Origin of the sequence: Streptococcus australis ATCC 700641, assembly GCF_000186465.1 — a bacterium.
GTDB lineage: Bacteria > Bacillota > Bacilli > Lactobacillales > Streptococcaceae > Streptococcus > Streptococcus australis.
In genome coordinates, this window is sequence record NZ_GL636091.1 from 384,216 (window position 1) to 397,351 (window position 13,136).

General features: G+C 38.9%; 13 protein-coding genes and 1 tRNA gene. 1 reads left to right on the forward strand and 13 read right to left on the reverse strand.

From position 1 onward, the window contains the following. Positions 1-41 precede the first annotated feature (41 nt). The 12 genes from HMPREF9421_RS02000 to ychF all read right to left on the reverse strand — a co-directional run bounded on the left by HMPREF9421_RS02000 (position 42) and on the right by ychF (position 12,045). The gene (locus HMPREF9421_RS02000; protein WP_006595314.1) at positions 42-524 is read right to left on the reverse strand and encodes a hypothetical protein; all 483 of its coding nucleotides are present in this window, start codon (positions 522-524) and stop codon (positions 42-44) included. Positions 525-696: 172 nt separating this feature from the next. Next, positions 697-768: transfer RNA gene (locus HMPREF9421_RS02005), tRNA-Glu, on the reverse strand. Positions 769-883: 115 nt separating this feature from the next. Then, positions 884-2,857, reverse strand: a complete 1,974-nt coding sequence (gene ftsH, locus HMPREF9421_RS02010) for an ATP-dependent zinc metalloprotease FtsH (RefSeq protein WP_006595315.1) — start codon at positions 2,855-2,857, stop codon at positions 884-886. Positions 2,858-2,867: 10 nt separating this feature from the next. Beyond that, on the reverse strand, positions 2,868-3,410 hold the full coding sequence (gene hpt, locus HMPREF9421_RS02015) for a hypoxanthine phosphoribosyltransferase (RefSeq protein ID WP_006595316.1): 543 nt from the start codon (positions 3,408-3,410) through the stop codon (positions 2,868-2,870). A 5-nt stretch (positions 3,411-3,415) separates the two neighbouring features. Beyond that, the gene (gene tilS / locus HMPREF9421_RS02020; protein ID WP_006595317.1) at positions 3,416-4,690 is read right to left on the reverse strand and encodes a tRNA lysidine(34) synthetase TilS; all 1,275 of its coding nucleotides are present in this window, start codon (positions 4,688-4,690) and stop codon (positions 3,416-3,418) included. Then, positions 4,690-5,973 carry a serine hydrolase gene (locus HMPREF9421_RS02025; protein WP_006595318.1) on the reverse strand — a complete coding sequence of 428 codons (1,284 nt, stop codon included), beginning with the start codon at positions 5,971-5,973 and terminating at the stop codon, positions 4,690-4,692. Before HMPREF9421_RS02025 ends, tilS begins: the two co-directional genes overlap by 1 nt. Continuing rightward, positions 5,966-6,094 carry an SP_0009 family protein gene (locus HMPREF9421_RS11085; RefSeq protein WP_006595319.1) on the reverse strand — a complete coding sequence of 43 codons (129 nt, stop codon included), beginning with the start codon at positions 6,092-6,094 and terminating at the stop codon, positions 5,966-5,968. Before HMPREF9421_RS11085 ends, HMPREF9421_RS02025 begins: the two co-directional genes overlap by 8 nt. After that, positions 6,094-6,462, reverse strand: a complete 369-nt coding sequence (locus tag HMPREF9421_RS02030; protein ID WP_006595320.1) for a septum formation initiator family protein — start codon at positions 6,460-6,462, stop codon at positions 6,094-6,096. Before HMPREF9421_RS02030 ends, HMPREF9421_RS11085 begins: the two co-directional genes overlap by 1 nt. Next, a complete protein-coding gene (locus HMPREF9421_RS02035; protein ID WP_006595321.1) occupies positions 6,455-6,721 on the reverse strand; it encodes an RNA-binding S4 domain-containing protein in 267 nt (88 codons plus the stop codon). The genes HMPREF9421_RS02030 and HMPREF9421_RS02035 overlap by 8 nt, the downstream gene beginning before the upstream one ends. Before the next feature lie 63 nt (positions 6,722-6,784). Beyond that, entirely contained in the window at positions 6,785-10,297 is a 3,513-nt protein-coding gene (mfd, locus tag HMPREF9421_RS02040; RefSeq protein ID WP_006595322.1) for a transcription-repair coupling factor, read from the reverse strand. Continuing rightward, positions 10,290-10,859, reverse strand: a complete 570-nt coding sequence (pth, locus tag HMPREF9421_RS02045) for an aminoacyl-tRNA hydrolase (protein WP_006595323.1) — start codon at positions 10,857-10,859, stop codon at positions 10,290-10,292. Before pth ends, mfd begins: the two co-directional genes overlap by 8 nt. Before the next feature lie 70 nt (positions 10,860-10,929). Then, positions 10,930-12,045 (reverse strand): redox-regulated ATPase YchF, encoded by a 1,116-nt coding sequence (ychF, locus tag HMPREF9421_RS02050; protein ID WP_006595324.1) that lies wholly within the window; start codon positions 12,043-12,045, stop codon positions 10,930-10,932. A gap of 158 nt (positions 12,046-12,203) precedes the next feature. On the opposite strand from ychF, the gene HMPREF9421_RS02055 reads away from it, so the two are divergent. Beyond that, on the forward strand, positions 12,204-12,698 hold the full coding sequence (locus HMPREF9421_RS02055) for a DUF1307 domain-containing protein (protein WP_006595325.1): 495 nt from the start codon (positions 12,204-12,206) through the stop codon (positions 12,696-12,698). A 187-nt stretch (positions 12,699-12,885) separates the two neighbouring features. Here HMPREF9421_RS02055 and HMPREF9421_RS02060 read toward each other — a convergent pair whose 3' ends face one another. Continuing rightward, on the reverse strand, positions 12,886-13,077 hold the full coding sequence (locus HMPREF9421_RS02060; protein WP_006596995.1) for a DUF951 domain-containing protein: 192 nt from the start codon (positions 13,075-13,077) through the stop codon (positions 12,886-12,888). Positions 13,078-13,136: the final 59 nt, after the last annotated feature.

The following is a 13,136-nucleotide window of genomic DNA, read 5'->3' on the forward strand; positions in this document are numbered from 1 at the left end:
TTTTTATTTTTATGAAAAAGGATGCTTTGTTACATCCTTTTTCATAAATGATGATCCTTGAAATCTTTCAAGTATTCTTGGAGCCTTCTTTTCATCTTTGCTTTTCCTGAAAAACGTTGATTCATCAGTAGTTTATCATATTCTTCTTTTTCTTGATCGGTTAGGTTTTCTCTGAACTCCTTTAGGGCTCCTCTTAATAGGACTAGTTCATCCAAAAAGAGTTCTTTTGATCGAAGTCGATGGCTAATCTCCCCAATCTCTGTATAGGGTACTTTATTTAACTTCCTCTTATCACTTTCTTGTTTTCTAACTTTATCCTTTATGTGATTGCGAAACTTTGTTTTGAAGTAGGTTAATAAGATTTCTTCATTTTCTTCTACTTCAGGATTACTTATTTGTAACTCATACAGCACTAATCTTCCTTCTTGTTCCCAGTCTGCATGATCCCAAAGGTGAATATAAAATTCCTTCTCACATTTCCATACTATCCATTTTACTTTCTCATATGATTTTTTAAAGTTCATTGGACCTCCTTTCTAACTTGTTTTCATTTTAAAGGAGGTTAGGATTTATTTGTGCTGTTTTTTCTATTTGGAATCTTTTCTAACTCTAATCGGTCTTTATTTTGATAAGAATGTCAAAATAGTGTTTTTATCATACAAAAAAAGTTGCTACGAATGTAACAACTTTTTGCGATAGTCCGTACGGGATTCGAACCCGTGTTACCGCCGTGAAAAGGCGGTGTCTTAACCCCTTGACCAACGGACCATTTTTACAACGTAATCTATTATATCAGTTCATTTTTATCTGTCAATACTTTTTTTAAAAAAAGGAGCCGAATTTTTCGGCTCCTTCTAAAAGTTTTAGAAGACTCTAAAGTTTATTACTTATTTTCTTCCATTTTAGATTTAATTTCTTCATAAGATAATGGTTTAGATTCTTTTTCTAATTCTAAATCAGTATCTTCTGGCATTTTACCTGTTTCATACAATGACTTAATTTGAACACTGTCCAAGGTTTCGTATTTCAACAAGGCTTCTGCAATCAACTTGTGGGTTTCACGATTGTTCTGGATGATTTCGGCCGCTTTATTGCGAGCTTCATTCAAAAGACTTCTTACTTCTTCATCAATTTCATATGCTGTTTGCTCTGAAATAAATTTTTGAGTTGTTTGAGCTCCAAACATAGCATGGTTACCTTCGTATTGAACCGGACCAAGTTTTTCACTCATTCCATATTCTGTTACCATGGCACGCGCCATTTGGGTCGCTTGCTCAAAGTCATTGGAAGCCCCTGTGGTTTGAACGTTAAAGATAATTTCTTCCGCTACACGTCCTCCCATGAGACCAGCTAATTGTTCTTTCATATCTTCTTTAGAAAGTAACATTTGATCTTCTTTTGGAAGAGCAATCATATAACCGCCTGCACGTCCACGTGGAACAATGGTCACCTTGTGGACAACACGAGCATTAGATAGGACCAATCCAACAATAGTATGCCCTGCCTCATGGTAAGCAACCAATTCGCGTTCCTTTTGAGAAACTGTTCGGTCTTTCTTGGAAGGACCAGCAATCACACGATCTTCCGCTTCATCAATATCAGATGCATCGATAACCTTCTTATTGCGACGAGCCGCTACTAGAGCTGCTTCGTTTAAGACGTTTTCAAGATCTGCTCCAACAAATCCTGGTGTTTGTTGGGCAACCAGTTTCAAGTCAACATCTTTGGCTAATGGTTTATTTTTAGCATGGACACGCAAGATAGCTTCTCGTCCTTTTACATCTGGACGACCAACTAAAACCTTCCGGTCAAAACGACCTGGACGAAGAAGGGCTGGATCTAGAACATCGGAACGGTTAGTGGCTGCAATCACGATGATACCTTCGTTTCCTTCAAAACCATCCATCTCAATCAAGAGTTGGTTAAGGGTTTGTTCCCGCTCATCATTTCCTCCACCAAGGCCAACTCCCCGTTGACGTCCAACAGCATCAATCTCATCGATAAAGATAATGGCTGGTGCTGCTTTTTTAGCGTCCTCAAAGAGTGAACGTACACGGCTTGCACCGACACCGACGAACATTTCTACGAAGTCAGAACCTGAAATACTAAAGAAAGGTACGCCAGCTTCTCCTGCAACTGCCTTAGCAAGTAATGTTTTACCAGTTCCTGGAGGGCCTTCGAGAAGGACACCTGCTGGAATACGAGCACCCAATTTTGTAAAGCGTTTTGGATCTTTTAAGAATTCAACCACTTCAACAAGTTCTTGTTTTTCTTCTTCAGCCCCTGCTACATCTGAAAAACGAACCTTGATATCTTCTTTATTGGTAGCACGCGCTTTGTTACGACCAAAGTTCATAGCACCGCGGGCACCTCCGCCTCCTCCTTGATTCATCATGGAGAAGAAGAAGAACATGACAATCACAAAGGGTACGATTGAAGTCAGAATGGTAATCCACATTCCACTTGAACTTTCCCGTTTAATAGTGATATCAGCCTTGTGTTCGGATGCTAAGTTTTGTAATTCTTGAACCGTCAAATCAGACGGTAAGATCACACTCGTGAAGCGAGTCACCTTACTTGGACTTGGAGTGAAAAATTGAACTCCTGTATCATCCTTGCTGGTTTTTGCTTTGTTATAGGTACCGGAAATTTCAATGACACTACCGTTTGGCTGGTAGCTAATTTCCTTGACATTGTCTGATTTAAGCTCTTTTACCAATTCTGTATAATTGATTTGTTGGCTTTGTCCGATACTGTTTCCCGCAAAGAAATACTGAAAACCTGTAACAGCAGCCACTATAATCAATAAGTATAGAAAAGGATTTCGAACAAAACCATTATTTTTGTTATTTTTCATCTAGTTTCCTCTATTTTGAATACACTTCTTCTTTCAACACTCCGATATAAGGAAGGTTTCGATAATTTTCGTCGTAGTCTAAACCATAGCCCACAACAAACTCATTTGGAATGGTAAAGCAAGTGTAATCTGCTTCAATCTCAACTAAGCGTCCTTCAGGTTTGTCCAACAAAGTAGCAATTTTAACAGATGCTGGTTGACGTCCTTCAAACAATTCTTTCAAACTCTTAAGAGTTTTACCAGTATCAATGATATCTTCAACAAAGAGAATATCACGTCCCTTAATGTCTTGGTCCATATCTTTGATAATATTGATCACGCCTGAGCTTGATGTTCCACCATGATAACTAGACACCAGCATAAAATCCAACTCAATATGCGTATCAATATGTTTGATTAATTCTGCCATAAATGGGACTGACCCTTTTAGAATCCCTACTAAAATTGGATTTTTTCCTTGGTAGTCTTCTGTCAGTTTTTGACCAAGTTCACGTGCTGCAGCTACGATTTCATCGTGGGAAATGAGTATCTTTTTGATATCTTGTTCTAACATCTTTTTTACCTATCTATTTTCTGGATATAAATTGTATCCTTCATTATACCATTTTTTAATTCCTTACTCAAATCACTGATCGCAATTTCAGGAATAGCCAGTATTTGTTTATCTTGTTCTAAAACCACCAGATTATTTCGTTGATCTAAAGGGATTTTTTGGTTAATCAACAATCTGCTAATTTTTCTATGGTGACCGTTCATCAGAATACGATCTCCCCTTTTACGGGGGCGAATAGAAACTGGATGGTTATTTGGAAGTGGGATAACCTCCATATATGAATCGCTCGGCTCTACTCCAAATAAAAAGCGATAAGCACCTACTGTCTTTATGGTTCCAAATTGTAACAAATCTTCTGACATTCGGTCATCCGTCCTACGACTGATTTTCCTAATTTCAAAATAGTGATAATCTTTGTAAAGTTCATAACCATTCTTTAGAACTTGTTGCGTGTTAGATTTGGTCACTACTATTCTATGTAATTGTTCAAATTGTGCCCGACTTAATTGCAAATCTGGAAAACCAGCTAGATACTCTTCCAGCAAATAAATCTGAACAGCTGGTGATTGCTTTTGAAACTGCGTCACATCTTGTGGATTCAAATCTTTGGTCAACTCTTTTAAAGCCTGGTGCCAATGACTGAGATCCTCTCCTAAGTTGACCAAAGCACTTATCACTTGAGGATTTTCTTCTTCTAACAGTGGGAGATAACGATGACGGATACGATTACGGAAGTAGTCTAAAGAGCGATTACTCTTATCCTCATAATGAAAAATTTCTGGAAAATCCTTTTTTTTGAAATGTAAGAGGGGACGGATCAACATACCCTGTCCAAATGGTTGTTTTAAAGGAATGCCTTTTAAATGCCGCGGACGACTTCCACGAATCACACGCATTAAAATCGTTTCTGCCTGATCATCCATATGATGAGCGGTGACGATAGCACTACAAGCTTCTTCTTTCATAACTTTTTCAAAGAAGTCATAGCGGAATTGTCTAGCTCGGCTTTCCGAAAAAGGACCAGAGAAATGGGCAACCTTCAGTGGTAGATGTTTTGCTTCAGCTAATTCCCGAATTCCTCTTTCCTCCTGGTCAGCTTCAACGCGTTGGTGATGATTGACATGAGCAAGAACGAGGTCAATTCCCAATTGATGCTGGTAATGGTAGAGCCAATCTAGTAAGGTCATGGAGTCCACCCCTCCTGATAAAGCCAAAAGGACTTTTTGATGAGATTCAAAAAGTCCCTCCTTTTGACAGAACTGAAGAAATTTTTCTTTCATTACTGTAAGACCTCATAAATATCTTTGGCAATTGCTGAGATAGTCTCGTAATCAGAGTGATCCGTAAAAATAGCCAAAATAAATGGTGAATCTGTATAAACAATGGCGACATCATGACGGAAATCATAGGCATCTCCAATCTTGTGAGCGACCTTAACTGGGATATCTTTTGAAATTCGTTGATCATCAAAGCGAGTATCCGATAAAGCATCAATGATTCCACCATTTTGTTGGTAGATAGCTTCCATAACATTCCCTGCCATTTTGGCAGATGCCATTCTATTTTCTACATTCCATGTTTTTCCTGCAATCTTATTCGTCACCTTTTGAAATTCTTTGTCTGATTGATGCGTCACATAATAGCCTAAAATATTATGAGCCACATTATCAGATTCTTTGGCCACCCGGTTAATCAAATCAGCGACGGTATAATCCTTATCATCCGGTGTTTTTGAAATACTTCCACTGCCTTCCGGTTCATAAGCTCCAGGATAATCATTGACTTCTTTTGTATATTTTAAGGGAGTCTGCAAATCTACATGATTCTCATTCAACTCTTTTTGAGTATAGTACAAATATAAAAGCTTGGCTATACTGGCAGAATACATTTCCTGGTCTTCATGTATCCCAGCAGTCTTTCCAGTATCCACTTGCTTCACGTAAACTGCAATTCCATCTTTGTTGTACTTCTGATTCAGAATCGCTTGGACTTTTTCCATCCGATTATCTGTAGCAGAAAGTTCATCTTTTGAAATCCAACCCTGGCCAGAAATTTCTAGGTAGGTCCCTTTTAAAGTTTTGGCACTCTTGGTGATTTCCACCTTGCTATAGGGAGCCAGACTTGTTTTTTTGCTTTTTGCGCCATTTACCAAGGGTTGATCATAAACTGTAAAAGAGGATGACAACCACATGGTCTTATTTTCTTCTGTTAATTCCAAAATCGAATCTTCGTAAATTTGATCTTGATCAGCTACTACATACTGTTTATTCGATAATTTAAAAACAGATTTGCCTTGATCATTGACAAACAATTGATCGACAGTGAAGGGAGTATCAGGCTTGATCTCCCCAACTTTTTGACTCAATTCTGGATCTGAATAGGTCACAATTGGCTGATAAACATTTGGATTGGACGGGATGGAGACAAAGAAATGGTCTTGAGTCCCTATTTGGCTAGTGTAGGAAGAATCAGAAGTTAAAGGAACTTGGGGCTGGGAGGAGTCCGATAAGGGTTGGGTGGCTAAGAAAGTAGGAAAAACCATCCAATAAACTAACTTATTCATCCTTGCTCCTTTCCTGATTTTCTTCCTGCAATTTTAAGGCTTGATTCTTTTTAGCTAACTCTTCTAATTTTGTATCAGAATATTCTAGAAATTGTTGAACGGTTTTTACAATATTTTCCATTATTTCGGTAATAAGTTAGGTATCGTATAAATATATTCGCCATCTTTAGAGAAGGAATATTTTGCGCGTGCATATTTTGCAGCGTATTCGTCATCCTTCAATTTCTCTACGATATCCTTTTGATATTCTTTTTCCTCAAGGGTTTGCTGATATTGTTCTTGCAATTGAACGTATTGTTGTTTGCGTTTTTGAAGCGTCTGGTAACTCTGAGCCAGATTATAGGTTGGAAGAATGAACAATAAAATAATTAAAATGAGAACCCAACCCATAAATCGGTTCTGTTTTTTTTGCTCCTCATTCTGGTATTTCCGACGCTGATGTTCGTCTTGAATATACCGATTATTCATTTGTACAATATTTTTAGGCATCTTCTTCTATCCTTGTTTCACGAATGATTTCATACATTTTAGACGCATCTTCTTTTTTGGTACTATCTAACATTTCTAATACTTTTACTGTCAATAGCTTATTTCCAAATCGAACTTCGACTTCGTTATTTACCTTCAAATCAGTTGAACTTTTTGCTAGGACCCCATTGACTTTGATTCGCCCCTTGTCAGCTACTTCTTTAGCTACAGGACGTCTTTTGATAATGCGGGAAACTTTTAAAAATTTATCTAATCTCATCGTATCACCTCTAATGTATTATTGTACCATTTTTTTAGAAAGAGCCTAGTAAAATCTTTCTTTCTAGTCTTGTTTTTCCATTTTTTCCTGCTTGATGGACAGTAATTTTTCCCCAAATTGTCGCAAGCCTTCTAAAATTTCGAAGTCTTTCTTATTTCGCACATCAAAGATTAATTCAATCAATCCTTGGCTTTCTGCAATACGAGCTTTTAAATTAGTTGCTGATAAGGCAGCGAAATAATCTTGAGTCAAGAAAAGTTGCTTGGTAATTGGCTCAAATTTCACTATTAGTTGCTGGTCTTTTCGATCGACTACTTTAACAAAGACCTGGTCCAGATAAGATTTGATAAACCCTATTTCTAGTAGATAGGCTACCACATCTGGGTATTCTCCGAATCGATCAATCAATTCGTCTTGCAAGAGCTCATAATCTTCTTGAACTTGAATTTCTCGAATGCGTTTGTAAATTTCAATTTTTTGACGTTCATCGGAAATATAGTCACTTGGAATGTAGGCATCAATTTGGAGATTGAGCTCCGCATTTCCTTTTTGACGTTTTTTTTCTTTTCCTTGTTTCTTCTCAATAGCAGCTTCGAGTAACTGTGAATACATTTCAAATCCGACAGAATCAATAAAGCCAGACTGAGAAGCTCCTAAAATATTTCCCGCACCTCGAATAGACAAGTCTCGCATAGCAATCTTAAAGCCAGACCCCAACTCAGTGAAACCTTTGATGGCTTCGAGACGCTTTTCAGAAACTTCTGTCAAGGTTTTGTCCGGCCGGTACATCAAGTAGGCATAGGCAATGCGATTGCTTCGGCCGACACGACCTCTCAATTGGTAAAGGGTAGACAAGCCCATATGATCGGCATTCTCAATGAAGAGGGTGTTGGCATTTGGGATATCCACCCCTGTTTCAATAATGGTTGTTGTGACCAAAATATCATACTCACCTTCAATGAAATCCATTAAGGTGTTTTCCAACCGCACTTCACTCATCTGTCCATGGACAAACCCAATAGAAGCTTCTGGAACTAATTCTTGTAGTTCTGAAACCTTTTGTTCAATGGTATCTACCTTGTTGTAAAGATAATAAACCTGACCTCCCCGATCCATCTCCCGACGAATGGCATCTCGGATAATGGTTGGATTGGTTTCTAAGACATAAGTTTGAACAGGATAACGATTAGTCGGCGGGGTTTCAATAACGGACAAATCCCGAATCCCCAACATAGACATGTGGAGGGTACGAGGAATGGGCGTTGCCGTCAAGGTTAAGACATCGACCTTTTTCTTTAATTCCTTGAGGGTTTCCTTGTGTTTGACACCGAACCGTTGCTCCTCATCAATCACGATGAGCCCAAGATCCGAAAATTCCACATCTTTAGACAAGAGACGGTGGGTTCCAATCAAAATATCGACCTGGCCTTTTTTAAGTTTTTCCAAAGTTTCTTTTTGCTCAGCACGACTCCGGAAACGACTCAAGACATCGACTTCTACTGGAAAGGCCTCGAAGCGTTCTTTAAAATTGGCATAGTGCTGTTGAGCTAGGACCGTTGTCGGAACTAATACAGCTACTTGTTTGTGGTCTTTGACAGCTTTAAAGGCTGCTCGCATGGCTACTTCTGTCTTCCCAAAGCCCACGTCACCGACCAAGAGGCGATCCATAGGACTTGAAGACTCCATATCCTTCTTAATTTCTTGGATAGAACGAATCTGATCATCTGTTTCAACATATGGAAAGGCCTGGTCAAAAGCTTCTTGGTTCTCATCGTCTGGAGTAAAGGCAAAGCCTTGTAATTGACTTCGCTCTGCATAGAGTTGAATCAGATCATCTGCAATATCCTCTACTTCTTGACGGACCTTTTGTTTGGCCTTTTGGAAGCGACCATCGTTAAGTTTGTTGATTTTAGGAGGCTTGCCATCACTCGCAACATACTTGGACAGCATCTGGATTTGATCCACAGGAATGGAAATCCGGTCCCCATTTTGATACTGGATGGAGACATAATCTCGGTGAACACCAGAAATTTCAATGGTTTCTAGTCCTAAATACTGACCGATTCCATGAACCTGGTGAACGACGTAGTCTCCCTTTTCCAACTCATTGTAGTTTTTTAACCGCTCCGCGTTGGAAATGGTTTGCCGACGGATCTTTCGTTTAACCTTTTTCTGGAAAATTTCTGTCTCTGTAATGAGGACAATCTTCTCATCCACAAAATGGAATCCACGCGCCAAACCACCGATGACCAACTGGCTCTGTCCAGGATGAAGCTGATCAGGTGCAAGATAATCCAGATCAATACCATAATCTCTCAAGTGCTCTTGTAACTGCTGGAAACCTTGTTTACTCGTCACCTGAAGAATAACCGTATAGTCTTGTTTACGGAATCGGTCAATTTCATCTTTTAAGAGAGTAAACTGACTAAAGAATTCCTGCATGGGGTATTGGTTAAAAGAATAGAGGGCATCGAATCGCAGATTTCCCAAGCCTTTTTGGAAATTTGAAAAATAAGAAGCTGGTTTATAAGTGCGTAAAAGAGCACTATTGTCCGCAAAATACTGGGCTTCTGCGAAAGAGCGACTCTTTTGTAGATCCTCTGTCAAAAGGTTAGCAACTTCTACATCAAACCGCGTTTCCTGATCCATGATTTTATAGTAATCATCCAAAAAAACAGGAGCATGTTTGGGCAGGTAATCAAAGAGAGTGTAGGTTTGCTGATAAAAAAGAGAGAGAAATTTTCGACTATCTGCATGAAGACGCTGGTGATGCGCTTCTGTGAGAACCTCAGTCAAATAGGATTTAAACTCTGGATTGGGGCTTTTTTGAATCAGCTTCTCTAGGTTCTTCTGCCCTCTTAGAAAATCATCTTTAGTTAGTAGCATATCACTAACTGGATGAACCGTTATCGTATCTAGATTTTTTAGTGAACGTTGAGTCTCTGGAGAAAAAGTCCGAATGCCATCAATCTCATCTCCAAAAAATTCCATACGATAAGGAAAATCTTGACTGGCTTCAAAAAGATCTACAATATCCCCTCGGAGACTAAACTCTCCCTGTTGGCTCACCTGTGAAACCTTTTGATAGCCCATGGCCAGTAGGGTATCTTTCAACTCTGTCAGATTTTTTTCTTCTCCAACAGAGAAAGATTGAATCATAGAGCTGACAGTCTTTGGATTAGGTAAGAGCAAACGGCTACCACTTACATTGGCAATAACGATTCCTTCTTTTTCTGGAGCTAGGAGAAAGTCCAGAGCTTCCAGACGAGAAAAGACCCGTTCCTGGGAAGCAAAGACAAACTCTGCCAAGGGATTGTCATCTCCAAGGAAAAGATAGACCTTTTCTTCGCCTAATAATCCCAATAAATCACTGGCGAGCCGTTCTGCTTCATTTTGGGAGGAGGTCAAGACCAAGACCTTGTGTCCATCTTCGACAACTGTTGCCATCGTAATGGCTTTCGTAGATGAAGACAATCCTAGTAAAAGAGAGCGACTTCTTTTTTGCTGGTCCTGTTGCCATTTTCTGATATCTTTGTTTTGTTGAAATAGATCAACCAGTGTCTTATATTTATCCATTGTATTGTTGCATTGTTTTTTCAAATTGACCATCTTTCAAATAAAAACGAAGGGCTTCTTCTGACTTGTCGATGGCAAGGAGGATGGTTGCATAATCATCCTGATCGAATTTCCCTAAGACATGGTGGACTACTGACATACCTTGCTTGGGTCTCCCAATTCCAATCTTGATGCGATTAAAGGTCTGAGTTCCAATATGGTTGATGATCGACTTGATTCCGTTGTGGCCTCCAGCTGACCCTTTGGTACGAAGGCGAATCTTACCGACTTCCATATCCAAGTCATCATAAATAACGACCAAATCTTCCACCTCTAAGCCATAATAGGTTAAAAGTGCGTGCACGGCCTTGCCACTCTCATTCATGAAGGTGGTTGGTTTGACTAAAAAGACCTTTTCTCCATCTATAAAGGTTGAGGTCACATCTGCTTGAAAAATCTTATCATGTGAGAAGGTGAGGTTGAGAGACTTCGCCAACTGGTCCACTAGCATAAACCCTACATTATGTTTGGTTTCCACATACTTATCTCCCGGATTCCCCAATCCGACGATTAATTTTGTCATTTGCTTTCCCTTTCAAAAGCCAAAAGGGTTGGAATTTTTTTCCAACCTTTTGGTTATTCACTTGTTTTCTTTATACATTGAAGCGGAATTCCATGATGTCGCCATCTTGGACAACATATTCTTTTCCTTCTTCCCGCAAGCGTCCCGCTTCTTTTACTGCCTTTTCAGATCCGTATTTCACCAAATCATCATAAGACATAGTTACTGCACGGATAAATCCTTTTTCAAAGTCTGAGTGGATGATTCCAGCTGCTTGAGGAGCTTTCATACCACGTTTGAAGGTCCACGCACGTACCTCTTTTTCACCAGCTGTGAAGTAAGTTCCAAGTCCGAGTAAATGGTAAGCTGCACGCGTCAACTTGTCCACACCTGATTCTGTCAAACCAATGGCTTCAAGAAACTCTTTTTTATCTTCATCGTCTAACTCAGAAATTTCTTCCTCCGCACGCGCAGAAATCACCACTACCTCTGCATTTTCTGTTTCTGCAAAGTCACGAATTTGCTTCACATATTCGATAGAGTCTGGGTCTCCAACGACATCCTCATCCACATTTGCTACATACAGAACTGGTTTAGTAGTCAAGAGGAAAAGACCTTTGACAACTTTTTGTTCTTCATCTGTAAATTCAATGGTACGAGCTGATTTACCATCTTCAAGAACTGGTTTAATCTTTTGAAGTACATTAAATTCTGCAACGGAATCCTTATCTTTTTGCGTACGTGCCATCTTTTCCACACGTGCATAGCGTTTATTTACAGATTCTAAGTCAGCAAGAATCAATTCAAGATTAATGGTATCAATATCTGCTAATGGATCTACAAAAGCATCTTCACGACCTTGCTCACGCATGACATTTTCGTCATCAAAGGCACGAACTACATGGACAATAGCATCCACTTCACGGATATTGGCCAAGAATTTATTACCGAGACCTTCTCCTTTTGATGCACCTTTTACAATCCCTGCAATATCTGTAAATTCAAAGGTTGTTGGGACTGTCTTCTTAGGAGTAATCATCTCTGTCAATTTTTGGAGGCGTTCATCTGGAACTTCTACCATCCCAACGTTGGGATCAATGGTCGCAAAGGGATAGTTTGCAGCCTCTGCTCCTGCTTTTGTAATTGCATTAAATAGGGTTGATTTACCAACGTTTGGCAAACCCACGATACCTGCTGTTAAAGCCATTTTTCTTTTTCTCCGTTCACATTTCAATCCCTTTTATTATAACATAATTCAAAGCACAAGATAATGAAAAAATTCTCTCCCTTAAAACTAACAGTCACCTGTCCAATCCTGTTAGAATATGGTATAATCAAACCAACAATAATAAAGGAGTTTTTGTAATGAAAAAACTATCAATTAAATCAATCCTTCTGCCTCTTTTAGCAGTCTTTACTCTCTTTCTTCTGGGAGCTTGTGGACAAAGTACAAAAAAAGGTTACCTTCAATTAATTAACCAAGATAAGAAAACAGACATTCGTGTCATTGTTGAATATCAGGGGGATAAAATTCTAAGTACAGATTCTACAAGTGTTATCTATTACGAAGGTACAGGATTGCCAAAAGAACAATTAAAAAAAGTTATTGATGAATACGATAAAAAATTCAAAGATGTCAAAGGATTCTCACACTCTGCAGAATACAAGGATGACTATGTTATTGAGAAAACAAAGATCGATTATACCAAGGCAGATTTAAAAGAATTACAAGAAAATCAGTTAATTGCTGCACAAGAAAATCAAAATGTTGATTACATCGGCTACAAGACAACACTTAAAACCTTTAAATCTAATGGCTTCAAAGAAGTAAAAGATGGAAAATTTGAAGAATTAAAATAATAATACAAAAGAGGCTGGGACAAAAGTCCTAGCCTCTCAATTGTTTTCGGATTGTCGAGCAAGACGCAGTGGTTGAGTGGGCTCTACTAGGCTGATTTCATCAGCTTTTACAGCCCTACTCAACTGTGCGGAGGTGGGACGACGAAATCGAATTCTAACCAATTACCGATTTCTGTCCCACTCTCTTTTACAATACTTTTTTCATTTTTTGATCGAAATCATGACGGCTCATCATGACCATATGATCACAATTGCTACAACGAATTTTAATATCTGCCCCTACTCGCCGAATTTCCCAACGATTGGCTTTTTTCCCTGTTGCTTTGATGATACAAGCATGGGGTTTTTTCATTTCTACAAAATCACCGACCTGATACATGGATTTTCCTTTCATCAACATAGAAGATGAAAAGCTAGCCTATTCAATGCTAGCTTTTG